This window comes from Sphingobium boeckii (assembly GCF_014199215.1).
GTDB lineage: Bacteria > Pseudomonadota > Alphaproteobacteria > Sphingomonadales > Sphingomonadaceae > Sphingobium_A > Sphingobium_A boeckii.
Genome location: NZ_JACIJC010000004.1, coordinates 221,378 through 247,799, shown reverse-complemented (window position 1 = coordinate 247,799; position 26,422 = coordinate 221,378). Strand labels below are relative to the sequence as shown.

The window sequence follows — 26,422 nt, the reverse complement described above, 5'->3', positions numbered from 1 at the left end:
CCGTATGAATTTTGAATAAAGGGAATGATAAAATGACACACCGCCACTTGATCCGCATGGCCGCGCTGGCCGGATCCGCATTGATCGCGATTGTACCGCTCCACGCGCAGGAAGGTGCTGCGCCTGCCGAGAGCGCCAATGAGATCATCGTGACCGCGCAGCAGGGAAACCAGACCCAGGTGTCGCGCAGCGGCGGCGTCGGCGTGCTGGGAGACAAGCCGGCGTCCGATGTGCCGTTCAATGTGAAGAGCTACAATAGCGCGTTGATCCTCAATCAACAGCCGCAGACGCTGGGCCAAGTGCTGGAGAATGATCCGTCGATCCGCACCAGCCTGGGCTTTGGCAATGCCGCCGAAGTGTTCATCATCCGCGGCTTCCCCCTGTTTGGCGAGGATGTCGGGCTCGAAGGGCTATATGGCATCACCCCGCGCCAGTTGGTCGCGCCCGAACTCTATGATCAGGTGCAGGTGCTGAATGGTGCCAGCGCGTTCCTGAATGGTGCGGCCCCCAGCGGGACCGGCTTGGGCGGTAGCGTCAATCTCACGCTCAAGCACGCCGAAGACAAACCGCTCACGCGCCTCACGGCCAATTACAGCGGCACCGGCCATTTCGGCGGCAGCGTCGATATGGGCCGCCGCTTTGGAGAGGCGGAGGCGTTCGGCGTGCGGATCAATGCCGCTTACCGGGCGGGCGACATCAGCGTGGACGATGAATATCATAGCTCCGCCGTGATCGGCGCTGGCTTCGATTATCGCGGCGAGAAACTGCGCCTGTCGCTCGACGTCGCCTATCAGCGCTTCAAGGTGCGCAACCTGCGCTCGAAGGTGACGCTGGGCTTTGGCGTGACTGCCATTCCCGATGTGCCGAGCGCGGACGCGAATTACAATCAGCCCTGGTCTTACTCCACCTTGCGCGATGTGTTCGGCATCTCGCGCGCCGAATATGATCTGGCCGACAACGCCATGCTCTACGCCTCATTCGGTGCCCGCGACGGTTCGGAACAGGGCATTTACGATGGGATCACGCTCACCGACGTGACCACCGGCGCGGCGACCGGCAGCGGTCTCTATGTGCCACGCACCGATAACAATGAAGCGGCCACGGCTGGTCTGCGCGTCAAGCTGGCGGGCGGCGGCATCAGCCATGAAATCAATATCGGCGGGTCGCAGATCTGGCAGGTCAACCGCAATGGCTATGACTTCCTGTATCCCGGCCCCGGCTTCACCCCCTATGCCACCAATCTCTATAATACGCCGACCGTGCCGCTGCCCGGTTCCGTATTCGTCGGCGGCGATCTGGACGATCCCTTTGCCGTCAGCCGCACGCGTCTGGGCAGCGTTTTCGCGTCCGACACTTTGGGCTTCTGGGATGATCGCATCCTGCTCACCGCGGGTCTCCGCCTGCAGACGATGAACCTCAAATCCTATTCCTATGGCGATGGATCGCTGGTGACGGAATATGATGAGAATGCCGTGACCCCGGTCGTTGGTCTGGTGATCAAGCCGGTCGAAGGCCTGTCCCTCTATGCCAATCGTATCCAGGGTCTGGCGCAGGGGCCGACCGCGCCCCTGGCTGTCGGCACGGCCCCCGTCAGTAACGGCGGCGATGTCTTCGCGCCCTACAAAACAACGCAATATGAGCTTGGCGGCAAGCTCGGTTTTGGTCGGTTCAACGCCGCCGTGGCCGTCTATCAGACCCAGCAGCCAAGCACCGGGTCCGTGCCGGATACGGCCATTCCGGGGAATGTGGTTTTCGGCATCTTCGGCAAGCAGCGGAACCGCGGCGTCGAGTTCAGCCTGGATGGCGAGCCGGTCGATGGCCTGCGTCTGATCGCAGGCGCGTCCTTCACCCAGGCCAAGCAGCGCGATATGATCGACGCCAGCCTGAACGGCCTCAAGGCAAAAGGCGTGCCTGATTATACGGTGAATGCCAATGTGGAATGGGATCTGCCCTTCCTGCCGGCGGCGACGCTGACGGGGCGGGTGGTCAACACCGGAAAGCAGATGGTGGATGCCGCAAACACGCTGGAATTGAAGGGCTGGACCCGCTTCGATCTCGGCGCGCGTTATGTCGCATTGGTCGGGGATCACCCGCTCACGCTGCGCTTCAACGTCGATAACGTCGCCAACAAGCGCTATTGGGCGTCGGCTTATGATTCCTTCTCGAACGCACTGCTGCAGGGCGGGCCACGCACCTTCAAGCTGTCGGCTTCGATCGACATGTAAGCGGGCCTGATGCCGATCCGGACCCGTCGATGACGGGTCCGGATCCGCTCAGACCGTTGCCGGCTTCAGATCGCCGAGCAAAGTGGGCAGCAATTCCGATACGGTGGGATGGATCGGCACGCTGCGCTGGATCACGGTATAGGGTTGCTTGGTGTAGATCAGGTCGATCAGGCCGTGCACCGCCTCGTCGCCGCTGACGCCCAGGATCGCCGCGCCCAGCAGTTGTTTCGTCTCCGCGTCCGCGATCGCCTTCATGAAGCCCTGCGTCTCACCTTTTTCCACAGCCCGGCCCACGCGTGTCATCGGGCGGGTGGAGATGAGCAGCGGCCGCCCCGATTTGCGCGCCTCCGCCTCGCTCATGCCCACGCGGCCGAGCGGGGGATCGATATATAGCGCATAAGCGGTGATCCGGTCGCTCAACTTGCGGTCGTCGCCGTCCAGCAGATTGGCCGCCACGATCTCGAAATCATTGTATGCCGTGTGGGTGAAGGCACCGCGGCCGTTGCAATCGCCCATCGCCCAGATCCCGGGCACATTGGTGCGCAATTGCTCGTCCACCTGGATAAAGTCGCGTGCATCCATGACCACGCCCGCCTTGTCCAGCTCCAGATCCTGCGTGTTCGGCGTCCGCCCCACGGCGAGCAACGCGTGTGATCCGATCTCGCGCGGGCTGCCGTCGTGGCAATCCACGCCCACCGAAACGCCCGCATCATGCGGTTCGAAACTGATGCACTCCGCGCCCGTGCGGATCGTGATCCCCTCCGCCTCCAGGATCGCGCGCACCGCGGCGGACACGTCTTCATCCTCGCGCCCGATCAGCCGCGGGCCTTTCTCCACGATGGTCACCCGGCTGCCGAAACGGCGATACATTTGGGCGAATTCCAGCCCGATATAGCTGCCGCCGATCACCACCAGATGTTCGGGCAATGTCTCCAGCGCCAGCATTGACGTGTTGGTCAGGAACGGCACCTCGTTCACGCCCGGCATATCGGGCACGGCGGCGCGCCCGCCCACATTGATGAAGATGCGTTCCGCGCGGATCGTCTCGCCGCCGATGCTGACGCTATCCGGCCCCTCGAAGCGCGCATGGCCTTCGAACACGGTGCAAAGGTCCATCGATTTCAGCATCGTTTCCACGCCCGTGCGCGCGTTGAACGAAACCGTGTCGGCGCGCGCCTTCACCTTCGCCATGTCGATGCCGATGCCGCCCGCGATCTCAACGCCATAATCGGCGGCGCGGCGCGCCAGATGCGCGGCATAGGCGCTGGCGACCAGCGTCTTGGTGGGCATACAGCCGGTGTTGACGCAGGTGCCGCCGAAGAGCTTGCGCTCGATCAGCGCCACCGTCATCCCCGCCGCGGTCAGGCGGCTGGCCAGCGGCGGCCCGGCCTGGCCGGCACCGATGATGATCGCGTCGAAGCGGCGGTTCATGCCAGCGCCGATACGATCAGCAATGCGCCGCCGATGGCGATGACATCTTCGGTGATCGCGGCAGGCAGATCGCGGCCGAAGCCCTGCGCCAGCTTCGCGCGGCCGGCCGCGCCGCCCAGCGTGCCGATCACAGCGCCCACGATCCCGGCGATCACGCCCGCCACCAGCATTCCGCCCGAAGCGCCGATCGCCCCACCGCTCAGGCCGCCCAGCACGATCCGCGCGCCGAATTGCGGCGGCACCTTGCGGCTGGGGGTGGAGGGCAGTTGATCGGTCACCAGTTCGCCCAGCGCCAGCACGGTGAAGATCCAGGGCGTCCAGGCATAGCCGAGCCAGGCCAGCGGCGTGCCTTCAAGCGCGATCCAGCCGCAATGCGCAGCCCAGGCAACCGCGGCAGGCGCGGTCATAGCGCGAAGCCCGGCGATGATGCCGATCAGGAGCGCGAAGATGATGAGGGTCATGGCTTTTCTCCGATTCGGGAATGTGCGCGCAGGTGACTACGGTTGCGCAACGAGGTCCATCGGAATTTACATTTCTCACGCGCAAAGCGGCCAGCGGTCCAGCGACTTGCGCCGCGCGGGAAGCGCGCTAGACAGACCGGCTTAGGACGGGACGCAAGGAAATTACCATCATGGCCATGCAGCCGATCGCCAGCCCGGAGTCCGTTCCGGCCGCCAACGCCGGTGCCGGTGCGATGACCGAGATCGTCGCCGTCGATATCGGAGGCACCCATGCCCGTTTCGCCATTGCCCGGGTGGCGCGGGGCCGGGTCGCTGAGATCGGCGAGCCAGTCACGCTCAAGTCCGCCGAACACGCCAGCTTCCAGACGGCATGGGAGCATTTCGCGTCCGAGATCGGCCGGCCCCTGCCGCGCGCCGCGGGCATAGCGATCGCCAGCCCGATCACCGGAGACGTGATCAAGCTCACCAACAATCCCTGGATCATCCGGCCGGCGCTGATCCCCGAAAAGCTGGGGGTGGACAGTCATGTGCTGGTCAATGATTTCGGCGCGGTGGCCCATGCCGCGGCGCAATTGGGGCCGGAGCATTTCCGCCATCTGTGCGGCCCCGATACGGCCTTTCCCGCCAATGGCACGATTTCCATCGTCGGCCCCGGCACCGGCCTCGGTGTCGCACATGTGCTGCGCCGCGACGGGCGCTATTTCGTGAGCGAGACGGAGGGCGGGCATATCGATTTCGCGCCGCTCGATCCGCTGGAGGACGCCATATTGGCGCGGATGCGCACGCGCTATCGTCGTGTTTCCGCGGAGCGCCTCGTATCCGGCCCCGGCCTCGTCAATTTCTATGAGGCGCTGGCCGCGATCGAAGGCCGCTCGGTAGAAACGCGCGATGACAAGAGCCTGTGGACGATGGCGATGGAAGGCGGAGACAGTCTCGCCGCCGCCGCGCTGGATCGGTTTTGCCTCTCGCTCGGCGCGGTGTCAGGCGATATCGCGCTGGCGCAGGGCGCGCAGGGCGTGGTGATTGCAGGTGGGCTTGGCCTGCGCATCGCCGATCATCTGGCGCAATCGGGCTTTGCCGAGCGATTTACCGCCAAGGGCCGTTTCGAAGCGATGATGGCGGCCATCCCGGTGAAGCTGATCACCTATGCTCAACCGGGGCTTTACGGGGCTGCTGCGGCTTATGCCGAAGCGCATCGGTAACGCCGCGCAAATTGATTAGAATGGTAAGGCTTTCGAAGGTATAGGCCGCCAGCCAAATGGGTATATCGGGCAGCATAGCCGTTCGCGAGGGAATGACATCATGTTCGGCATAAGGGCCATGCTGATCGCCACCGCATCGTTGATGCCCGTAGATCTTCTTGCCCAGGAGCCTGCGCCCGGCGCGGCGCTGGGCGAGATCGTGGTGACGGCGCAGAAGCGCGAACAGGCGCTGAAGGACGTTCCCATTTCCATGAGCGTAGTGGGCGCTGAGGAATTGGCCCGCACGCGCGCCGCCGATCTCCGCGATATCAGCCGGCTCATTCCCAATTTCGCGCTCCTGCGCGGCGGCGCGATCGATACCGTGCTCATCCGCGGCGTCGGCGGCGGCGGGCGCAATATCGGATTCACCACGCGCGCAGGGGTCTATGTCGACGGCGTCTATGCGGGCCAGTTCGCCGCGGTGAATCAGGATACGCTCGATGTGGAGCGGGTCGAGGTGCTGCGTGGGCCGCAGGGACAGCTTTTCGGGCGCAACACCGTTTCGGGGGCGGTCAGCATCGTCACGAAGCAGCCGGGGCCGGATCTGGGGGGCTGGATCGAGGCGGGCTATGGCAGCAAGCAGCTTTACGAGATCAAGGGCGGGATCAATCTCCCTCTGGCCGCGGGCGTCGCGCTGCGCATCTCGGGATCGCATCGGGAGCGCAATGGTTTCACGCTGAACGTCCCCACGGGCGACGATCTCGACAATATCGATCGCGATACGGCGCGCGCGCAATTGCGCGCCGCGCTGGGCGGACGCACCGTGCTCACGCTCACCGCAGATTACAGCCGGGACGACACCCGCAAAATGGTCGGCGAGCCGATTACGGACACGTTCGGCACCGGGCCGACACCGTTGCCCGGCGCGTTCGATACCCCGTTCAATCGCGTGCCGGATCAAGATGTCGAGGTGGTGGGCGGGTCGGCAACCCTGGTCACAGACCTTTCCGACGCGTTGACGCTAACAGCGATCAGCGGCGTCAGGCATATCGATTGGCGTCGCACGAGCGATCTTGATTTCATCCCGCTCGATTTGTTCGCATCGCGTTTTCATGACGTATTCGATCAGTTCAGCCAGGAAATTCGCATTGCGCTGGATGATGACAGCCCGGTCAAAGCGGTGGCCGGGGTCTATTATTTCGATGAAAATTCAAAGACGTTGCGCACGGCATCGGGCGGCACGCAGGTGGCGCTCGTCGGCCTGGGCCTGCCGGTCGGTCCTGCCGCGCAAGTGAGTGCGCGGATCAAGCGTCGCTCGGCCGCGCTGTTCGGTCATGCCGATTGGGCGATCACGCACGCACTCACGCTGAATGCGGGGCTGCGCTATACGCATGAGTGGCTGAGGCTGCGCGATTATGACACGTTCGGCCCGGCGATCTTCGGTCTCGCCAATTTTTCCGATTTCAACGACAGCCGCGGCGAAAGCAGTCTCGATCCCTCGATCGGGCTCACCTACGCGCTGTCCGATCAGGCCAATGTCTACGCCAAATATACGCGCGGCTTCAAAAGCGGCGGTTGGAACGTGGATTTCGTCAACGCCATGCAATTTGCGCGCGGCATCGATTTCAAGACCGAGAGCGTCGATGCGTTCGAAATCGGGCTGAAAGGGGAAACGCAGGATCGGCGCATCCGCTATAGTCTTGCCGGCTTCTATGCCGTTTACGAACACTATCAAATCAATCAGTTCGTCGATCTGGGGCAGGGGCAGACCGCGATCAGCCTGCGCAATGCGGCGCAGCTCAGCACCTGGGGGGGCGAGGCGAGCCTCGCGGTCGCCCCCGCCTCAGGCCTCACGATCGGCGCGGACATCGGTTATGCCCAGGCTGGTTTCGACAGTTTTCCCGAAGGCGCGCCCGGCGTGGATTTCGCTGGCAAGCGCGCACCCTATGCGCCGCGGCTCACCACCTCCGCCAATGCCGCTTATGAAATGCCGGTGGATGCGATCGGCGGGGCGCTGACGGTCTCGGCCAATTGGAGCTACCGCTCCGGCGCTTTTTCCGGCCCGGAAAACCGGCCCGATGAAAAGCTCGACGCGCGTCATCTGGTGGACGGGCGGATCGAACTGTTTGGTGGTGGAGAACGCTGGTCGCTGGCGCTATGGGCGCGCAATCTGTTCAACGAAAGCTGGATCGATAACCGCATCATCGATTTCTTCCAGACCCGCGCGGTCGAACGCGGCGAGCCGCGCACCTATGGCATTTCGGGCCGGATCGGTTTTTGAACGGTCGAAAGCCGGCGGCCATAAAATGCGTTCGACTCGGTTCGTCGCGCTGGTGCCGCGCTGCAACCGGTTGTGCCGGGCCAGACAGTTGCTATTCAGCTTAAGGGGTTAGCTTAGACGTTTCCGATATTCGGAAAACGGGCAAAGGGTTGATGTTGAACTACGGTGTAGCAGGTTTGCCTATGGTGGGGAGGACGCGGTTCGGCGCATGGCGCGGCGTCGTCATGGCTTTGATGGCGCTCACCGGCCTTGCTGGTTGCTCGTCGCGCGTCATTCCGCCTGCCCGCACCCAGGCACCAGCGCATATCCCGCCGCCCGTGCGCTTCGCCCCCGTGGCGCAGCCGCGCCCCGCCGAAGCGCCGCGCGCGCTGAATGCCGTGGTCCAGTCGCTCGGCGCTGGCTTTGATGGGCAGGTGGGCATCGCGATCCGTCGCATGGATCAGCCCTGGACGATCCAGTTTGATGGTTATCGCAAATATCCGCAGCAGAGCGTGTCGAAGCTGTGGGTGGCCGCCACCTTGCTCGATCAGGTCGATCGCAAGAAGGTGGCGATGAGCGATCCGGTGGTGGTGAAGAAAGAGGATCTCACGGTGTTTCACCAGCCGATCCGCAGCCTTGTCGGTGCAGATGGCTATGCCACATCGGTCGCCGGCCTGTTTGGCCGGTCGATGACCGCCAGCGATAACACCGCCAATGACAGTCTGCTGCGCACCATCGGCGGGCCTGAAGCGGTGCGGCGGTTCTTCGCGGAAAAGCGGATCGAGGAAATCCGCTTCGGCCCCGGCGAACGCCTGCTCCAGTCCCGCATCGCCGGGATCGAATGGAAACAGGAATATTCGCAGGGCAATGCCTTTTACACGGCCCGCGCGAACCTGCCGATGGACAAGCGGCAAAAGGCGCTTGAGGCCTATCTCGCCGATCCGATCGACGGCGCAACGCCCGTGGGCATCGTCAATGCGCTGGTGAAGCTGCAGCGCGGCGATCTGCTGTCGCGTTCCTCCACGTTGCAGCTTGTCGCCATCATGCGCGCCTCCAAGACAGGGCCGCAGCGTCTGCGCGGCGGCCTGTCCCCGGGCTGGACCTTCGGCCACAAGACCGGCACCGGTCAGGAATTGCAGGGCCGTGCGACGGGTTTCAACGATGTCGGCATCCTGACGGCACCCGACGGCACGGACTATGCGGTGGCGGTGATGATCGGGGCCACGCGCAAGTCGATTCCGGAGCGGCAGAGCCTGATGCAGGCCGTGACCCGGGCGGTGATCGCCAATCATCGGCCTTAGCGGGTAAAAATCCGCGTCATTCCCGCCTGCGCGGGAAGGACAAAAATGGGCTACCGCAGCCCCGCCCTCACCATCGGCAGGATCCCGCGCACCACGATGCCCACGCCCGCGGCGGTCGGGTGCATCCCGTCCTTCAGCAGCAGCGCCCGGTTGCCCGTCACGCCCTTCATGAAAAAGGGATAAAGCGCCACGCCGTGCTTCTTTGCGAGCTGCGGAAAGATCGGATCGAATTGCCCGCGATAGGCCGCGCCCATATTGGGGGCGGAGAGCATTCCCGCCAGGAGCACGCGGATGCCGCGGCGCTTCAGTTCCACGATCATCGCATCCAGATTGGCCCGGGTCTGCGCGGGCTTGATCCCGCGCAGCATGTCATTGGCGCCCAACTCCAGAATCACCAGATCGGGCTTGGCCTTCAAACTGTTCAGCACCCAGGCCAGTCGCGCCTTGCCCGCGGCGCTGGTGTCACCCGATACCCCGGCATTGTGCACCCGCGCCTTCACGCCGCCGCGGTTGAGCGACGCCTGCAATTGCGCGGGAAAGGATTCCGCGGGCTTCAATCCGTAACCCGCCATCAGGCTGTCGCCAAACGCCACGACCAGTTTCTGCTGGGCGAAGGCGGGGGTCGTCGCCCCCAAAACAATGAGCAGGGCGAGATGGACAATCCGCCGCGGCCACCCATATGCACTGAACATCTTTCCCACGGATACGAACTCCCATCTATGACACAGACCGATATCGTGATCCGCGCCCGCAATGTCACCCTGGCATTGGGGCAGGGCTCCACACAGGTGCAGATTCTTCGCGGCATCGATCTCGAAGTCGCGCGGGGCGAGAGCCTGGCGCTGCTCGGGCCTTCGGGATCGGGGAAGTCCTCGCTCATGGCGGTGCTGGCCGGGCTGGAACGCGCGAGCGGGGGGAGCATCGAGGTGGCGGGCAAGGATTTCGGCGCGCTGGATGAAGATGGCCTGGCGCTCGCCCGGCGTGGCCGCATTGGAATCGTGCTGCAGAGCTTCCATTTGCTCCCGACGATGACCGCATTGGAGAATGTGGCGGTGCCGCTTGAACTGGCTGGCGTGGACGATGCCTTCGATCGCGCGCGCGTCGAACTGGAATCAGTGGGGCTGGGGCATCGCACCGGCCATTATCCCGTCCAGCTTTCGGGCGGCGAGCAGCAGCGTGTGGCGATCGCCCGCGCCATCGCCCCGCGCCCCGCGATCCTCTTTGCCGATGAACCTACGGGCAATCTGGATGCGGCCACCGGTTCGTCGATCATGGACCTGCTCTTCGAACGCCAGCGCGACACCGGCGCGACCCTGATCGTGATTACCCATGATCAGGCGCTGGGCGTCCGCTGCAGCCGCATCGTGGAGATGCGCGACGGCGCGATCGTGGCGGATCGGGTGGCGGCGTGACGGGTATTTCAACGTCATCCTCGCGAAAGCGGGGATCCCGCTTCTTTTTTCGCTCCGACCCATTAAGGCAGCGGGATTCCGGCTTTCGCGGGAATGACGGGAGATTGGGGCTTTCATGAACCTCTCCCTCCGGCTGGCGCTCCGAGACCTCCGTGGCGGCCTGAAAGGCTTGCGGCTGCTCGCCATCTGTCTGCTCCTCGGCGTCGCGGCGCTCGCGGGCGTCGGCAGTCTCTCCTCCGCGATCGTGGCTGAACTTTCGGCGCGCGGCCAGGAGATCCTGGGCGGCGATCTCGAGATGCGGATCGTCCAGCGCGCGGCGGATCCGGTGGAGCGGGCCGCGTTCGACAGGGTTGGTCGGGTTTCCGAATCTGTTCGTTTGCGCGCCATGGCTGCGCGTCCCGATGGCGGCCAAAGCGTGCTGGCCGAGCTGAAGGGGGTGGACACCGCCTGGCCGCTTTATGGTACCTTCAAAATGGCCCCCGGTGCGCTCGCCCCGCGGCCCAAGGGACGGCAGATCGCGATCGCGCCCGCACTGGCCGAGAAGCTCGATCTGAAAGTCGGGGGGATGATCCGCTTCGGCGATGCCGAGTTGAAGATCATCGGCCTGATCGCAGACGAACCGGATCGGGTGGGTGAGGGGTTCGCGCTCGGCCCCGCGGCCTTGGTCGATCTGGACGGTATGGCGGCGACCAATCTGATCCAGCCGGGCAGCCTTTTCAACAGTCGCTACCGGATCAAGCTGCCGGCCGCGGCGGACCCTGCCGCGCTCGGCCTGGCATTCCAGAAGCAATTTCCCAGCGCTGGCTGGGAAGTGCAGGATCGCACCAATGGCGCGCCCGGCACGCGGCGTTTCATCGAGCGGCTGGGACAATTCCTGTCGCTGGTTGGGCTGGCGGCCTTGGTCGTCGCCGGCATCGGTGTCGGCAATGGCGTGGCCTCATGGCTCGAAGGCAAGCGCAGCGGCATCGCCACGCTGAAGACGCTCGGGGCGTCGTCCGCCATGATCTTTCGCATCCATGTGATTCAGATCGCGGTCGTCGCGGCGGGCGGCATTCTCGCCGGGCTGGCGATCGGTGCGCTCGTGCCTTGGCTGGTCACCAGCATCGCCGGGAATGCGCTGCCGGTCGCGCCGCGTCTCGCGGTTTATCCGCTGCCTCTGCTGGTGAGCGCGGCTTATGGGGTTCTGATCGCCACCGTCTTCGCGCTCATCCCGCTCGCCCGCGCGCGGGCCGTGCCCGCGGGATCGCTGTTCCGGGGCGGGGTGGAGCCGATGGCCCGCCCGCCCGCACGGACGCTCATCGCCGTCGCGCTCTCCGCCGCGCTCATCGTGGCGCTCGCGATCGGGACGGCGCGGGAGCCGCTGTTTGCGGCGGGCTTTGTCGCCGCCGCGCTCGCGATGCTGGCCTTGCTTTACGCACTGGGCTGGGCCGTCCGCCGCATCGCCTCGATCCTGCCGCGCCCGCGCCGTCCTCTGATCCGGCTGGCGCTCGCCAATCTGCACCGGCCAGGCGCGCAGACGGACCGCCTGGTCGTCGCGCTCGGCCTGGGGCTCACGCTCTTCGTCACGCTCGCCGTCATCGAAACCAATCTCTCCGGCCAGATCGAGCGCACCGTGCCGGCCAAGGCACCCAGCTTCTTCGCGCTCGATATCCCGGTCGACGAGATCGGCCGCTTCAAGCAGATCCTGGCGCAACAGGCGCCGGGCGCGGACATCACCACGGTCCCGTCGCTGCGCGGCCCGGTCGTCGCGGTGGGCGAGACGCGTGTTCAGGATATGAAGACCATTCCCGAAGGCGCATGGATTCTCCGCGGCGATCGCGGCCTGACCTATGCTGCAGAAGTGCCGGAGGGCAGCCGCATCGTCGCTGGTCAATGGTGGCCCGCCGATTATGCCGGCCCGCCGCTGGTTTCGCTCGATCAGCGCGCCGCCGAAATTCTGAACATCGGCGTGGGCGATACGATCACTGTTTCGGTGCTCGGCGTTGAGATCACCGCAAAGATCGCGTCGCTCAGGGAGATCAATTGGGATACGATGGGCTTCAATTTCGTCATGGTCTTTTCGCCCGGCACATTGGAAGGCGCCCCCCACAGCTTCATGGCGACGATCGGCCTGCCGGCGGATCGCGAAGCCGCGCTCAGCCGCGCGGTCAGCAACGAATTTCCCTCGGTCTCGATGATCCGCGTGAAGGATGTGATCACGCAGGTGGGCGATCTTCTGGGTCAGCTTTCCACCGCGGTCCGCGCTGCGGCCTCGGTGGCGGTCGCCGCCGGGATCGCCGTGCTGATCGGTGCCATCGCCGCCTCGCGCCGGTCGCGCATCTATGATGCGGTTCTGCTCAAGCTGCTCGGTGCGACGCGGCGGCAGGTGCTGGCCTCGCAGGCGCTCGAATATCTCGTCCTCGCGCTGATCGTGGCCGCGGTCGCGCTGCTGATCGGGAGCATTGCGGGCTGGTATGTGGTCACCCAGGTGCTCGATCTGGATTGGGCGACGGATTGGGCCGTGGTGCTGATCACGCTCGCCACCGGCGCTGTGCTCACGCTGGGCATCGGCCTTCTCGGCGCGCTTCCGGCGCTGGCGGCGCGGCCCGCACGGGCGTTGCGCGAATTGTAAGAATGCGCGGCGCATGATATACATGGCGGCTCGCTGTATATCCGTGGAGTCCGCCATGCAGGTCGCCAAATGGGGCAACAGCCTCGCCGTCCGTATCCCCGCCGATGTCGCGCGCGCGCTTAACATCAAGGAAGGAGATGATCTTGATGTGTCTGCTGAAGACGGAAAACTCAAGATTACGCCCAAACCCGTTGATCGCGAGTCGGTGTTTGCACGCATGAGGGCGCTATCCAAACCTCTGCCCAAGGGTTGGAAATTCGATCGAGAAGAAGCCAATGCCCGCTGACCGGGCTTGCCTGGATACAAACATCCTAATCTACGCTTTTTCCCAAGACAAAAAGGCACAGCCGGCCAAGGACATCATGGCATCGGCCGACGTGATCAGCGTTCAGGCACTCAATGAGTTTGCGCATGTGGCAAGCCGGAAATTGGGCATGTCTTGGGCCGAGGTATCGGAATCCATCGCCCTTATCAGAGGTTTCTGTTTCAATGTGATTCCAATAGGAACAGATGTACACGAGCATGGTCTGGCGATTGCGGACCGTTATCAAGTGTCATTCTTCGATGCGCTGATGATTGCCGCGGCATTGTCCGCGGAATGCGACGTGCTGTGGTCGGAAGACATGCACCATGGCCTTCTCATCGACGGCCGTCTCCGCATCACGAACCCTTTCCATGCCTAAAATCCGCGTTGATCAATTGCTCGCCGATCGCGGGCTGGCGGACAGCCGCACGCGCGCGCAGGCGCTCATTCTGGCGGGAATCGTCTTTTCCGGGGAGCGCAAGATCGACAAGGCGGGGCAGACCTTGCCCGATGATGCGCCGCTGGAGGTCCGCGGGCGCGATCATCCCTGGGTGTCGCGCGGCGGGGTCAAGCTGGCGCACGCGCTGGAGCATTTCGGCTGGACCGTCTCGGATGCGGTGGCGATGGACGTCGGCTCGTCCACGGGCGGCTTCACCGATGTGCTGCTCACCGGCGGCGCGGCCAGGGTCTATGCGGTGGATAGCGGCACGAACCAGCTCGCCTGGAAACTGCGGAAGGATGCGCGCGTCATCGTCCATGAACAGACCAGCGCGCGCATTCTCACCGCCGCGCATATCCCGGAGCCGATTGATCTGTTCGTCTGTGACGCCAGCTTTATCGGGCTGTCCAAGGTGCTGGAGGTGCCCTTGTCCTTCGCGGCGGCGGGCGCGCGTCTGGTTGCGCTGATCAAGCCGCAGTTCGAGGCGGGCCGGTCCGAAGTGGGCAAGGGCGGGGTGGTCCGCGATCCCTTGATTCACCAGCGCGTCTGCGATGAGGTGCGCGGCTGGATCGAAGCGAAGGGCTGGGCGGTGGAGGGCATCGTGCCAAGCCCGATCACCGGGCCGGAGGGTAATGTGGAGTTCCTGATCGCCGCGCGCCTTTGATTGCGACAAATTGCGACAAGTCCCGCGCTTGCCAATCATTCGCCCTCGCGATAGCTGCGATCCCTATGCGTCTCACAATAATCGCCTTTCTCCCGATCGCGCTTCTCGCTGCCTGTGGCGGCGACAAGGGCGCGAAAACGCCGGATGCGCCTTTGGTGAAGGCAGAGGCCGTTACCAGCCAGCGTTTCGTGGATCGCATCGATGCGGTGGGCACCGCCTTGGCGAATGAGCAGGTGATCCTCGCCGCGCCCGTGACCGAACGGATCACCAAGCTGAATTTCCGCGATGGCGGCTATGTCGGCGCGGGGCAGGTGGTCGCGGTGCTGGCGCTGGGGCAGGAAGACGCCTCCCTGGCCGAGGCCGCCGCGCGGCAGCGGGAGGCCGATCTGCAATTGGGCCGCCTCGAACAGCTCAAGGCGCGTGGCTTCGCGACCAAGGCGGCGGTTGATACGCAGGTTGCGCTGGCGGGCGCGGCGCGCGCCTCGGCATCGTCCGCGCGCGCCTCGATCGACGATCGCGTGATCCGCGCGCCCTTTGGCGGCTGGCTGTCCCTGCGCAATATCTCTCTGGGTGCCATCGTGACGGCGGGCACGGAGATCGCCACGATCAGCGATGTTTCGCGGATCAAGCTGGATTTCTCGGTGCCCGAGACGCTGCTGGCCTCGCTCGCGCCCGGGCAGGCGATCGCCGCCATCGCCGCGGCCTATCCCGGCAAACCTTTTCGCGGCGTGATCGAGAGCATCGATCCGGTGGTGAATGCGGAGACCCGCGCGGTCACCGTCCGTGCGATCCTGCCCAATCCCGAAAGGCTGCTGAAGCCCGGTATGTTGCTGACCGTGACGGTGGAATCCGCCGCCCGCAACGCCGTGTCCGTGCCCGAACTCGCCATCGTGGGGGAGGCCAATCAGAGCTATGTCTTCCTGATCGGTGAAGGCGGCAAGGTAAAGCGTGCGCCGGTCAAGATCGGGGCGCGGCAGAATGGCGTCGTCGAGATTCTGCAAGGCCTCAGTCCCGGCCAGCGGATCGTGACCGAAGGCGTGGTCAAGCTGGCGGACGGCATGAAGGTCAGCCTGGCGGGCGCGCAGAATGCGAAGCCGGCCGCGGCGCGCAATTAGAGCGGCCGAGGATGCAGCTTTCCGATCTCTCGGTCCGCCGGCCTGTCTTCGCCACGGTCATCGCCATCCTGCTCTGCATCGTCGGTATCGTCGCCTATTTCAGCCTGTCGATCCGCGAATATCCTGATACCGATCCGCCTGTGGTCTCGGTCCAGACCACTTATACCGGTGCTGCGGCCAGCGTGGTCGAATCCCGCATCACCCAGGTTCTGGAAGAGCAGCTCGCCGGCATCGAGGGTATTTTGGCCATCACCTCGCGATCGCGTGATGGCCAATCCGATATCACCGTCGAGTTCAATCCGGGCCGCGATATCGAATCCGCGGCGAACGACGTGCGCGATCGGGTCGCGAGCGCGGTGGAGGATTTGCCCGAAGAGGCGCTTGCGCCCGAGGTCCGCAAAACCGATGCGGATGCGTCTCCCATCCTGTTCTTCATCGTCTCCAAGCCAGGATGGACCAAGCTGCAGCTCAGCGACTATGCCGACCGCACTCTGATAGACCGCTTTTCGTCGATCGACGGTGTGGCGCGGGTGTTCGTCGGCGGCGAGGCGCGCCCCTCCATGCGCGTGTGGATGAAGCCCGAGCGGCTGGCCGCATTCCGCCTGACGCCGGCTGACGTGGAAACCGCGCTGCGCAACCAGAATGTCGAGCTTCCTGCCGGACGCCTCGAATCCAAGGATCAGAACGTCACGCTCCGGGTCGAGCGCGCATTCTCCACGCCCGCGGATTTTATGAACCTCGTCATCGGGCGTGGTGCCAATGGCTATCTGGTGCGCCTGGGGGATGTGGCGCGGGTCGAGCAAGGCCCGGAAAATCCCTATCAGCAGTTCAGGCTGAACGGCAAACAGGCGGTCGGGCTCGGGATCGTTCGCCAGTCGGGCGCCAATACGCTGGAAGTGGCCGATCGCGCCAAGGCCGAAGCCGAAGCCATGAAGGCGAATTTGCCGGCGGGCATGACGATCGGGGTCGGCGCGGATGACGCGCTGTTCATCAGCCGGGCGATCGATCGTGTGTGGGAGACGTTGCTGGAGGCGGCGGTCCTCGTGGTGCTCGTGATTTTCCTGTTTCTCGGCAATGCCCGGGCCACGCTGATACCCGCGGTTACGGTGCCGATCTGCCTGCTCAGCGCGTTCACCGTGCTGTGGATGGCCGGCTTTTCGATCAATCTGCTGACGCTGCTCGCCATGGTGCTCGCTATTGGCCTTGTTGTGGATGACGCCATTGTCGTGCTCGAAAACGTCTATCACCGGATCGAAGAGGGAGAGCCGCCGCTGATCGCAGCGTTCAAGGGCACCCGGCAGGTCGGCTTTGCCGTCATTTCTACCACGCTGGTGGTGTGTGCGGTCTTCGTGCCGGTGATGTTCTTGGCCGGGCAGACGGGCCTGCTGTTCCGCGAGCTGGCGGTGGCGATGATCGCAGCCATCGGTTTTTCGGGCTTTCTGGCGCTCAGCCTGGCCCCGATGCTCTGTTCCAAGCTGCTCAGGAAGCAGGAGCGCGGCCGCTTTACACGCTGGATCGATCATCATTTCCAGCGGCTCGAAAATGGCTATGCCAATCGGCTGAACAAGGTGGTCGCCAAGCCGACGATCGTCATGATCCTTACGGCTTTGTTCGTGGTGGGTGCCGGCGGGCTCTTCACGCTGATGAAGTCCGAACTGATCCCTTCGGAAGACATGGGCATCGTTCAGGTGAACATATCCGCGCCCGAGGGCACCGGCTTCGATACCATGGATCGCTATGTGTCGCAGGCGTTGACGCAGATGATGCCGATGGTGGATGAAGGCACCGTATCGGGCATTATTTCACGCACGCCGGCCAATTTCAGCGGCACGAGCGATGATTTCAACAGCGGCGGCTACACACTGTTTCTCAAGCCCTGGGAAGAACGCACGCGGACGACGCAGGATGTGGCCGATCAGGTCAATCGCGTGCTGCGCAATCAGCCCGCAGTGCGCGGCAATGCCAGCGTGCGCGCGCCGATCGGTGGTCGCGGCAGTAACAATCCGATCAGCTTCGTGATCGCGGGCAATAGTTATGAAGAGCTGGTGGTGGCGCGTGACCGGATCATGGCGGCTGCGGCCAGCAACCCCGGCATCGTCAATCTCGATTCGGATTATAAGGAAACCAAACCGCAACTCCGCGTCGAGGTGAACACCGCGCGTGCGGGCGATCTGGGTGTTTCCATCTCGGACGTGAGCGCGGCGCTGCAATCGCTGCTCGGATCGCGGCGCGTCTCCACCTATCTCGATCGCGGCGAGGAATATCGCGTGATCGTGCAGGCCGACGCAGCCGACCGCGCCGGTCTTCAGAATTTGTCGCAAATCTATGTGCGGGGCCGGTCGGGCGATCTTATCCCGCTCTCCAATCTGGTCACCACCCGGGAAACCGCCGGGCCGCGCGATCTGGGGCGGTTTCAGAAGATGCGCGCGATCACGCTGCAGGGTGCTCTGGCACCGGGCTATTCGCTGGGTGAGGCGCTGACCTTCCTCGAGACGCAGGCGGCCAATTCTCCGGAGGTGACGGCTGTCGGCTATCGCGGCCAGAGCCAGGCCTTCAAGGAAACCGGTGGCTCCATCTGGATCGTCTTCGGGCTCACCATCGCCATCATTTTCCTGGTGCTCGCCGCCCAGTTCGAAAGCTTCGTCCATCCGCTGGTCATCATCGCCACGGTGCCGCTCGCCGTCGCCGGCGGTGTGGTCGGGCTGGCGCTGACGGGGCAGACGATCAATCTCTACAGTCAGATCGGTATCGTCATGCTGGTCGGCCTTGCCGCCAAAAATGGCATCCTCATCGTGGAATTTGCCAATCAGTTGCGCGATGAAGGCGTGGAAATCGCGGATGCCATCCGCCAGGCCTCCGCCCGCCGCCTCCGCCCGATCCTGATGACGTCGATCGCCACCGTGATGGGCGCGGTGCCGCTGGTGATCGTGGGCGGTGCCGGCGCGGCATCGCGCACGGCGATCGGCATCGTGATCGTGTTCGGCGTTTCGATCGCCACATTCATTACACTGTTTCTTATCCCTATTCTTTATAGTCGTCTGGCGCGATATACGGGTTCGCCCGAAGCCGTCGGACGCGAATTGGACGCCGCGCTTGGAGATTCCCAGCCGGTTCATTGAGGAAGGAAGTGGCATTGAGCGAACTTGCGTCTCCCGGTCAGTTGCGTTGGTCCTATGCGCGTTGGGCCATGCTTGCCGTTCCCGCTGTTCTGCTCCTTGGTGTCGCCTCCGGTCGCCTGTCCAATTCGGGCTATGGCAATGCCTGGTTCGATGCACTGATCAAGCCTGAGATCATGCCGCCCGGCTGGGTGTTCGGTGTGGTGTGGACCACGCTTTATCTGCTGATGGGGCTCGCCCTCGCCATGATCCTCAATGCCCGCCGCGCGCGCGGTCGCGGCCTGGCCATCGCCCTTTTCATCATCCAGTTCATCGTGAATCTAAGCTGGTCGCCGGTGTTTTTCGCGGCGCATCAGGTCAGCACCGCCTTCTGGATCATCATCGCCATGCTGATCCTGGCGATCGCGACCACCTTCGCCTTCGGCCGCGTGCGTAAGGCGGCGGCCTGGCTGATGGTGCCCTATCTGGTGTGGATCAGCTTTGCTTCGATCCTGAATTACCAGATCGATCTGCTCAATCCGCAGGCCGAGGCTCTTGTGCCGAACGTCCCCAAGACCCAGATAGACCTTTAGCAAGGGTACACGCCGTTATTGGGAGCCGGACAATGCAGTCTGAAAACCGGATTTTTGAAGATTTCGCGAAATTTATCAACGGCGCTGCCGGGACGCTGGCGGGCGTCGGGCGTGAGGCTGAGGCCTCTGCGCGGGAAAAGGCGCGCGAATGGATGGGCGGGCTCGATTTCGTCAGCCGCGATGAGTTCGAAGCGGTCAAGGCCATGGCTGCCGCGGCGCGCGATGAGGCTGATGCGCTGCGTCTGAGGCTCGATGCGCTTGAGGGCAAGGCGGTTCCCGTCGCGATCAAGACCGCTCCGAAAAAGACGCCCAAGCCGAAAATCTGAAGGCGTCTCTCATCGATTCATCCACAGTTTTTTCGCTCGTTGCAGCCGATTCGCCTTGTCATCCGGGGCGGTCGGCTGCACCATTTCTGTCATCTGGGGCCTTCGGGGCAATTGAATGACGTTGGATGAATTTGAATCGGCGCGGGATAATGGTGCGCCGATCGACATGCTGGAAGCCTATTTCAGCGCGCATGGCTGGACCTATGAAAAGGTCGGCGAGGACGAGATCATCGCCAGCATGGACGGGAGCTGGACGAAATACGAGCTGCGCGCCGTCTGGCGCGAGGATGATCGCGTGCTGCAGTTTCTCGCGCTGCCCGATATCAAGGCCATCCCCGAAAAGCGCGGGCCGCTCTATGAAACGCTGGGCCTGATCAACGAACAGCTCTGGCTCGGCCATTTCGAATTGTGGTCATCCAGCGGCATCATCCTGTTCCGCCACGCGGTCCTGCTCGAAGGGCAGGATGATTATTCTCTGTCGCTGGAGCAGGCGGAGCTTCTGGTGGAAACCGCGATCGACGAATGCGAGCGCTTCTATCCGGTGTTCCAGTTCGTCCTCTGGGGCGGCAAAAGCCCGCAGGAGGCCATAGCGGCTGCCTTGATCGAGACGCGCGGAGAGGCTTAGCTCCCTCTCCCCCTTCAGGGGGAGAGGGGCTCATACCTCTTCCGCATCGTGATCACTTGTGGTTGATGGCGGCATGGAGAGACTTGCCGATAAGATCCTCGTCATAGACGAAGGCACCACGTCCACCCGCGCCATGCTGTTCGCCGCCGACGGCACCGTCCTTGGCAGCGCGCAGCGGCCGTTGACCCAGCATTATCCCGCGCCCGGCCTGGTCGAGCATGACGCCGCCGAAATCTGGACGCTCACGCTGGAATGCGCGCGCGCCATGGTCGAAAAGGCCGGCGGCGCAGACAAGGTGGCCGGGATCGGCATCACCAACCAGCGCGAAACCATCGTCTTCTGGGATCGCCGCACCGGCGAACCGCTGGCACCTGCAATCGTCTGGCAGGATCGGCGCACCGCCGATCGCTGCGCCACGCTGAAGGCAGAAGGGCAGGAGCCGGGGCTTCAGGCCAAGACCGGGCTGCTGCTCGATCCCTATTTTTCGGGCAGCAAGATCGGCTGGGCGCTCGAACACTGGTCGCAATTGAAAGAAGCGGGCGCGCATCTCGCGGTGGGCACGGTGGAGAGCTATCTCGTGTTCCGGCTGACGGGCGGCGCGCATGTGTCGGATGCCACCAATGCCTCGCGCACCGCGCTGATGGCGATCGGGTCCAGCGGCTGGGACGATGGCCTGCTCGATCTGTTCGGCGTCCCGCGCGCCATCTTGCCCGAAATCGTCGATTGCGCGGGCGCGATCGGCACCACGGATCCCGCGCTGTTTGGTGCGGCCATCCCGATCACGGGCATGGCGGGCGATCAGCAGGCGGCAACGATCGGCCAGGCCTGCCTCAGCCCCGGCCAGACCAAGGCGACCTTCGGCACCGGCGCATTCGTGCTGACCACCACCGGACGGAAACTCCCCCAATCGCGGCACCGGCTGCTTTCCACGATCTGCTGGCAATTGAATGGCGAGCGCCATTATGCGCTGGAGGGATCGGTGTTCGTGGCCGGGAGCCTGATCCAGTGGCTCCGGGATGAACTGAAGCTGGTCGCCCACGCCGCCGACAGCGAAGCGCTGGCCCGGTCCGTTCCGGATAATGGCGGCGTCTATCTCGTCCCCGCGCTGTCCGGCCTGGGCGCGCCGCATTGGGAGCCGCGCGCGCGCGCCGCCATTTCCGGCCTCAGCTTCTCCACCGGACGCGCGCATATCATGCGCGCCGCGTTGGAGGCGATGGCGCATCAGACGCATGATCTGAAAGCCGCCTTCGCCGCCGATGGCGCGGACTGGCAGGCGCTGCGTATCGATGGTGGCATGGTCGCCAATGACTGGATGGCGCAGGATCTGGCGGATATGCTCGATCTCACGGTTGAGCGCCCCGCCATGGCGGAGACCACCGCGATGGGGGCGGCGATGCTGGCCGGGGTGGGGGCCGGGCTGTTCGCTTCGCTGGAGGATGCCGCCGCCATGCGCGGGGCGGTCGATCGCTTTGCGCCCCAGATGGCCACAGATGCGCGCGGCGCGCGGCTGGCGGGTTGGGATGTCGCGATGAAATCGGTGCTGGGGTCGGCTTAAACCGCCTCCCAGACCGTTTGTCCCTAGCGAAGTCGAGGGACGTGGGTGCGTGGGGCGGACGTCCCTCGACTTCGGCCCATGCCGAAGTTTATCCTGAGCGCCTGCCTTGCAGGCAGCCGAAGGGCTCGGGACAAACGGTGTTAAGGGATACTCCCCCCGTTCACCGCAGCTTGGAAATCTTCAGCCCATCCTCCTTCGCGCGCGCCTGGATCGATTCCTCGCTCCGGGTCAGCGCCTTGGCCATGGATTTGAGCGGCATCCCCTTGGCGGCGAGGCGGTGGAGCTTCTGGATTTCGTCCGAAGTCCAGGGCTGGCGGTGGCGTTCGAAGCGTTCGGCCATGATTGGCTCCTCCTGAAGATCGGACGCGGCGATAGCATCCCCCGATCCATCGCGCCCGCTCTTATTCAGCATGACGACAGCGGTCGCACTGGATTAGAGCAGGGTCATGAAATGCTCCTCCCTCGGTCTGTTGCTCTTGCTCTCGGCCCATCCCGCGGCAGCCGCCAAAACGGATGCGCGCGCCACGCTCACCGCGCTTCAGGCGATGGATATGGCGCTGTCCCGCGTCGGTTATCGCCTCGCCACCGCCAATGTCGGCATGTGCGATCGCCGTCAGCCCGCCAGCGGTCTGCTGCTCCAGGGAATCGAACAATATGGCGCTGATTTCCGGGCTTCTGCTGCAGTGCTGTTCGCGCTGGGCGCTGCGCCGGGCGTGACGGGCGTGATCGCCGGATCGCCCGCCGATCGTGCGGGCATTCGCGCCAATGATTCGGTGAAGGCGTTGAACGGCGCGGCCTTGCCATTGGCGGCGGGGCCGGGGTTTGATCGCATGGCCGCGGTGCTGGATCGGTTGGAAACCGCGCTCGTCGCCGGGCCGGTGCATCTGGATCTGGAGCGTGCCGGCCAAAATCTCTCGGTCACGCTTCAGGGCGTTCCCGCCTGCGCCTCGCGCTTCCAGGTCAAATCCTCGCCCGGCTTTAGCGCGGGTGCGAACGGGCGCTATGTGGAGGTGGACGCCGGATTGCTCGCCTTTGCCGATGGTGATGATGAGATTGCGGTGATCGTCGCGCACGAACTGGCGCACAATATCCTGAAACACCCGGAAACGCTGAATGCCCAGGGGGTCTCGCGCAAGGCCATTCTGGGCAAGGACGCGCGCCGCATCCGCGAGACGGAGGTGGAAGCGGACCGTTTTTCCATCCGTCTGCTTGCTTCTGCGGGCTATCGGCTGGAGGCCGCGCCGCTATTCTGGGCGCGGTTCGGCAAGGCGCATGGCCATGGCATCCTCTCGGACTCCACCCATTTGCGGTGGAAGAAGCGCGTTGCGCTGATCGAGGCTGAAATCGCGGCAGTCCGCGCCGGGCCGTGATTGCGGTTCGGCCATCGCGGCTTATTGAAGAAGCGGCGACAGCGTTAAATTTCTGGCGATAAATCGCTGCTATAGCGATTTGACAATATTTGTGCGGCGCAACAAAATGCGTCGGTCTTGATCCTGTGCCTTTGGGGGTATCATGAAGCGTGTGCGTAAAGCGGTTTTTCCGGTGGGTGGTCTTGGAACGCGATTTCTGCCGGCCACCAAGGCGATCCCCAAGGAGATGCTGCCCATCGTCGATCGTCCGCTGATCCAATATGCGGTGGACGAGGCGATCGAGGCCGGGATCGAACAGATGATCTTCGTCACCGGGCGGGGCAAGTCTGCGATCGAAGATCATTTCGACATCGCCTATGAGCTCGAACACACCATGTCTTCGCGCGGCAAATCGCTCGAAATTCTTGACGCCACCCGCCTGAAGCCGGGCAATGTGGCCTATGTCCGTCAGCAGGAACCAATGGGTCTGGGCCATGCCGTCTGGTGCGCGCGCGATATCGTGGGCGACGAACCGTTCGCCGTGCTGCTCGCGGATGATTTCATGGTCGGCCAGCCCGGCTGCCTCAAGCAGATGATTGCGGCCTATGAGCGCACCGGTGGCAATCTGATCTGCGCGCAGGAAGTGCCCGATGATCAGACGCATCAATATGGCATCATCACGCCGGGCACGCGCGATGGCGCGCTTACCGAGGTGAAGGGTCTGGTCGAAAAGCCCAAGCCCGGCACGTCACCGTCCAATCTCAGCGTGATCGGCCGCTACATTCTTCAGCCTGAAGTGATGCGCGTGCTGGAAACGCAGGAGAAGGGCGCGGGCGGGGAGATCCAGTTGACCGACGCCATGGCCGTGATGATCGGCGACCAGCCCTTCCACGGTGTCACCTTCGACGGCCGCCGCTATGATTGCGGCGACAAGGCAGGCTATGTGAAAGCCAATATGGCCATCGCGCTGGAGCGTGCGGACATTGGCGAGAGCATCCGCGAGTTTGGCGCGGCATTGTTCGCCCGCTAGCTTTTGATGATATGCGCTTGAACCGTCGCAATGACGGCTCAGGGCAAAGTCATCCCGCGCTAAGCGATTCCCGCGCCGGCCGGAAAGGCGTATCAGGATGGGCATGAACCCGCTCTACGCCACCATGCCTACCACCATTTTCGAAATCATGTCCGGCCTCGCACGCGAAACCGGCGCGATCAATCTGGGGCAGGGCTTTCCCGATTCGAACGGCCCGTCCGATGTGGTGGCGGCGGCCGCCCGCGCGCTGACCGAAGGCTCAAACCAATATCCGCCCATGGCCGGCCTGCCGGTCTTGCGACAGGCGGTGGCCGATCATTATCGCCGGCATCAGGGCATGGATCTGGATTGGGAGCGCGAGGTGACGGTCACCTCGGGGGCGACCGAGGCGCTGGCCGCGGCGATCCTGGCTCTGGTCTCTCCGGGCGACGAGGTCGTGCTGATCCAGCCCATGTATGATGCCTATCTGCCGCTGGTGCTGCGCGCCGGGGGCGTGCCGCGCTTCATCCGGCTCGAACCGCCGCACTGGCGGCTGACCGCCGAGGCGCTGGCGGACGCGTTTACGGACAAGACCCGGCTGGTCATCCTCAATAATCCGGTCAATCCCATTGGCACGATCTGGCCGGCAGAGGATCTGGCGCTGCTGTCCGAATGGATCGTGCGGCACGATGCCGTGGCGATTGCGGACGAAGTGTGGGAGCATGTGATCTTCGATGGGGCTGCGCACCAGCCGATCATGGCGCTGCCGGGAATGCGCGATCGCACAGTGAAGATCGGATCGGGCGGCAAGATTTTCTCGCTCACCGGCTGGAAGGTCGGCTGGATGTGCGCCGCGCCCGCGCTAACCCGCGCAATCGCCAGGGCGCACCAGTTCCTCACCTTCACGACGCCGCCCAATCTGCAAACTGCCATCGCTTACGGTCTGGGCAAGGACGACGCCTATTTCACCGCGATGCGCGCCGATTTTGCCCGCGCGCGCAATCGGCTGACCGCGGGATTGCAGACAGGCGGCTGGCATGTCCTGCCCAGCGCCGCCACCTATTTCCTTTCGGTCGATCTCCCCGCCTCGGGCATACATATGGATGACGAAACCTTCTGCCAGATGCTGGTGCGCGAAGGCGGCGTGGCGGCGATACCGGTCTCGGCATTCTATGCAGATAACCCGGTTGGATCGGTCATACGCCTCTGTTTCGCCAAAAAGGATGAGACGCTGGATGCCGGGATCGCCCGCATGACCGCCGCACGGACGATGTTCGGCTGAAAGCTACCAACCGTTCGGATCGAGTGTGTCGACGCCTTTCCTTCCGCTCGGACACAGTAAAGAAGGCGTTCGATAGACTCGGTCAGGTTCACGTTGGTAGAACGTGATCGTCACCCTGAACGTGTTTCAGGGTCCATTTCAAAGTCACGACCATTGTCCGCGTGGAAAAATGGATGCTGAAACAAGTTCAGCATGACGGTTAAATGTAAATTAAGCCGTCGCCAGTCCCGCGCCGCCGTCTTTTATCGCTGTCCTACAGCGGCCTGATCTGCTTCAATCGGCGCGGCTTTTTGAAATCGTCGAACAAGGAAGCGCCCGATCTTTCGGCTTTGGAGCCTGAGAGTACGAGCCCGAACCATCATCCGTCGTTGCGAGCGCAGCGAAGCAATCCATTGTCGGGCCATCGCTGGATTGCTTCGCTGCGCTCGCAATGACGAAGCAGGGTAAAATCATCCTGCAAAATGCGACAGAAAATTGGTTTCAAGTGTGACCCTAGTGTGACCTTTGGCCGATGTCCGCCAGACAGGAATGGGCGGTCAGCGGGTGAGGCGGCTCAGGCCAACCGCGCGCTACACGCCATTTGTCATTCCAGCGCACGCGGGAATCCAGCTTCGTCCTGCTGTTCATCTCTTCCCTTCCTCTTCGCGCCTCTGCGTCTCCGCGTGAACATAAGGAGGTTCGCGCGGAGACGCGACGACGCGGAGACGACTGCGGAATTCCCGCGTGTGCGGAAATGACGGAATTGGTGGAGAGCAGACGTTGCGTGTGAATAGTTCTGCCGGTAGTTTTTCGCCTATGGATATGGACGAGCTTTGCCGCCGCTTGGCTGTTATTCTGGCGGTCGAAGAGCAGGAGCCTGCCGACTGGTCGGAAGTAGAACGGCTGGCCAGCGAGCTTCAGCAGCAGCTTCCTATCGACGCTACGCCGGAGGCCGTGCATCACTATCTCGACGACGCAGATATTCGCGCTCGGGATGAGAAATACGCCGTGCGGCAAAGGCTGGAAGTTCGCCGGTTTGTCGAGACAGGTGGTTACGACGACGGAACTCCCATCCCAATCTGGGGATGCGCCCTTGTTCTCCTAGTGGGTGCCGGCCTTGTTAATTGGCTGATGCTTTAGGTGTGCCATGACCAAAAATGGTCGATTTCAGATAGTCCGCTTTCCCGCATGGGCAATGATGGCCA

Annotated in this window: 23 protein-coding genes; 19 read left to right on the top strand and 4 right to left on the bottom strand. The window is 63.7% G+C overall.

Going from position 1 to position 26,422, the window contains the following annotated elements; genetic code table 11:
* Positions 1 to 32: 32 nt before the first annotated feature.
* On the top strand, positions 33 to 2,225 hold the full coding sequence (locus tag FHS49_RS12735) for a TonB-dependent receptor (RefSeq protein ID WP_184019100.1): 2,193 nt from the start codon (positions 33 to 35) through the stop codon (positions 2,223 to 2,225).
* A 48-nt stretch (positions 2,226 to 2,273) separates the two neighbouring features.
* Here the strand turns inward: FHS49_RS12735 and FHS49_RS12730 are convergent, their stop codons facing one another.
* Both FHS49_RS12730 and FHS49_RS12725 read right to left on the bottom strand, forming a co-directional pair.
* Positions 2,274 to 3,656, bottom strand: coding sequence for an FAD-containing oxidoreductase (locus FHS49_RS12730; protein WP_184019098.1), 1,383 nt, complete (start codon positions 3,654 to 3,656; stop codon positions 2,274 to 2,276).
* Positions 3,653 to 4,117 carry a DUF4126 family protein gene (locus FHS49_RS12725; protein ID WP_184019096.1) on the bottom strand — a complete coding sequence of 155 codons (465 nt, stop codon included), beginning with the start codon at positions 4,115 to 4,117 and terminating at the stop codon, positions 3,653 to 3,655. The genes FHS49_RS12730 and FHS49_RS12725 overlap by 4 nt, the downstream gene beginning before the upstream one ends.
* A gap of 176 nt (positions 4,118 to 4,293) precedes the next feature.
* Between FHS49_RS12725 and glk the strand changes: the two genes are divergently transcribed.
* The 3 genes from glk to FHS49_RS12710 all read left to right on the top strand — a co-directional run bounded on the left by glk (position 4,294) and on the right by FHS49_RS12710 (position 8,859).
* Positions 4,294 to 5,319 (top strand): glucokinase, encoded by a 1,026-nt coding sequence (gene glk, locus FHS49_RS12720; protein WP_184019815.1) that lies wholly within the window; start codon positions 4,294 to 4,296, stop codon positions 5,317 to 5,319.
* A gap of 100 nt (positions 5,320 to 5,419) precedes the next feature.
* Entirely contained in the window at positions 5,420 to 7,579 is a 2,160-nt protein-coding gene (locus FHS49_RS12715) for a TonB-dependent receptor (RefSeq protein ID WP_184019094.1), read from the top strand.
* A 224-nt stretch (positions 7,580 to 7,803) separates the two neighbouring features.
* Positions 7,804 to 8,859, top strand: a complete 1,056-nt coding sequence (locus tag FHS49_RS12710; protein WP_246350680.1) for a serine hydrolase — start codon at positions 7,804 to 7,806, stop codon at positions 8,857 to 8,859.
* Between the two features lie 50 nt (positions 8,860 to 8,909).
* Here the strand turns inward: FHS49_RS12710 and FHS49_RS12705 are convergent, their stop codons facing one another.
* Positions 8,910 to 9,494, bottom strand: coding sequence for an arylesterase (locus FHS49_RS12705; protein ID WP_246350679.1), 585 nt, complete (start codon positions 9,492 to 9,494; stop codon positions 8,910 to 8,912).
* A gap of 84 nt (positions 9,495 to 9,578) precedes the next feature.
* Between FHS49_RS12705 and FHS49_RS12700 the strand changes: the two genes are divergently transcribed.
* The 11 genes from FHS49_RS12700 (at position 9,579) to glpK (ending at position 21,598) form a co-directional block, all read left to right on the top strand.
* On the top strand, positions 9,579 to 10,271 hold the full coding sequence (locus FHS49_RS12700; RefSeq protein ID WP_184019088.1) for an ABC transporter ATP-binding protein: 693 nt from the start codon (positions 9,579 to 9,581) through the stop codon (positions 10,269 to 10,271).
* A 115-nt stretch (positions 10,272 to 10,386) separates the two neighbouring features.
* Positions 10,387 to 12,882 (top strand): ABC transporter permease, encoded by a 2,496-nt coding sequence (locus FHS49_RS12695; protein WP_184019086.1) that lies wholly within the window; start codon positions 10,387 to 10,389, stop codon positions 12,880 to 12,882.
* 55 nt (positions 12,883 to 12,937) lie between these two features.
* Positions 12,938 to 13,168, top strand: coding sequence for an AbrB/MazE/SpoVT family DNA-binding domain-containing protein (locus FHS49_RS12690; protein WP_184019083.1), 231 nt, complete (start codon positions 12,938 to 12,940; stop codon positions 13,166 to 13,168).
* Entirely contained in the window at positions 13,158 to 13,565 is a 408-nt protein-coding gene (locus FHS49_RS12685) for a PIN domain-containing protein (RefSeq protein WP_184019081.1), read from the top strand. The genes FHS49_RS12690 and FHS49_RS12685 overlap by 11 nt, the downstream gene beginning before the upstream one ends.
* On the top strand, positions 13,558 to 14,289 hold the full coding sequence (locus FHS49_RS12680) for a TlyA family RNA methyltransferase (RefSeq protein ID WP_184019079.1): 732 nt from the start codon (positions 13,558 to 13,560) through the stop codon (positions 14,287 to 14,289). The genes FHS49_RS12685 and FHS49_RS12680 overlap by 8 nt, the downstream gene beginning before the upstream one ends.
* A 65-nt stretch (positions 14,290 to 14,354) precedes the next feature.
* The gene (locus tag FHS49_RS12675; RefSeq protein ID WP_184019077.1) at positions 14,355 to 15,404 is read left to right on the top strand and encodes an efflux RND transporter periplasmic adaptor subunit; all 1,050 of its coding nucleotides are present in this window, start codon (positions 14,355 to 14,357) and stop codon (positions 15,402 to 15,404) included.
* Between the two features lie 11 nt (positions 15,405 to 15,415).
* On the top strand, positions 15,416 to 18,523 hold the full coding sequence (locus FHS49_RS12670; RefSeq protein WP_184019075.1) for an efflux RND transporter permease subunit: 3,108 nt from the start codon (positions 15,416 to 15,418) through the stop codon (positions 18,521 to 18,523).
* Positions 18,524 to 18,537: 14 nt separating this feature from the next.
* Positions 18,538 to 19,092, top strand: coding sequence for a TspO/MBR family protein (locus FHS49_RS12665; RefSeq protein ID WP_184019073.1), 555 nt, complete (start codon positions 18,538 to 18,540; stop codon positions 19,090 to 19,092).
* A gap of 32 nt (positions 19,093 to 19,124) precedes the next feature.
* A complete protein-coding gene (locus FHS49_RS12660; protein WP_184019071.1) occupies positions 19,125 to 19,418 on the top strand; it encodes an accessory factor UbiK family protein in 294 nt (97 codons plus the stop codon).
* 115 nt (positions 19,419 to 19,533) lie between these two features.
* The gene (locus FHS49_RS12655; RefSeq protein ID WP_184019069.1) at positions 19,534 to 20,043 is read left to right on the top strand and encodes a type III secretion system chaperone family protein; all 510 of its coding nucleotides are present in this window, start codon (positions 19,534 to 19,536) and stop codon (positions 20,041 to 20,043) included.
* A gap of 73 nt (positions 20,044 to 20,116) precedes the next feature.
* The gene (gene glpK, locus FHS49_RS12650; protein WP_184019067.1) at positions 20,117 to 21,598 is read left to right on the top strand and encodes a glycerol kinase GlpK; all 1,482 of its coding nucleotides are present in this window, start codon (positions 20,117 to 20,119) and stop codon (positions 21,596 to 21,598) included.
* A 160-nt stretch (positions 21,599 to 21,758) separates the two neighbouring features.
* Here glpK and FHS49_RS12645 read toward each other — a convergent pair whose 3' ends face one another.
* The gene (locus tag FHS49_RS12645; RefSeq protein ID WP_184019813.1) at positions 21,759 to 21,938 is read right to left on the bottom strand and encodes a hypothetical protein; all 180 of its coding nucleotides are present in this window, start codon (positions 21,936 to 21,938) and stop codon (positions 21,759 to 21,761) included.
* A gap of 106 nt (positions 21,939 to 22,044) precedes the next feature.
* Between FHS49_RS12645 and FHS49_RS12640 the strand changes: the two genes are divergently transcribed.
* The 4 genes from FHS49_RS12640 (at position 22,045) to FHS49_RS12625 (ending at position 26,357) form a co-directional block, all read left to right on the top strand.
* Positions 22,045 to 22,968 (top strand): M48 family metallopeptidase, encoded by a 924-nt coding sequence (locus FHS49_RS12640; protein WP_184019065.1) that lies wholly within the window; start codon positions 22,045 to 22,047, stop codon positions 22,966 to 22,968.
* Between the two features lie 142 nt (positions 22,969 to 23,110).
* Entirely contained in the window at positions 23,111 to 23,977 is an 867-nt protein-coding gene (gene galU, locus FHS49_RS12635; protein WP_184019063.1) for a UTP--glucose-1-phosphate uridylyltransferase GalU, read from the top strand.
* A 103-nt stretch (positions 23,978 to 24,080) separates the two neighbouring features.
* Positions 24,081 to 25,238: an aminotransferase gene (locus tag FHS49_RS12630; RefSeq protein ID WP_184019061.1), complete on the top strand. Its 1,158-nt coding sequence runs from the start codon at positions 24,081 to 24,083 to the stop codon at positions 25,236 to 25,238.
* Positions 25,239 to 26,033: 795 nt separating this feature from the next.
* The gene (locus tag FHS49_RS12625) at positions 26,034 to 26,357 is read left to right on the top strand and encodes a hypothetical protein (protein ID WP_184019059.1); all 324 of its coding nucleotides are present in this window, start codon (positions 26,034 to 26,036) and stop codon (positions 26,355 to 26,357) included.
* Positions 26,358 to 26,422: the final 65 nt, after the last annotated feature.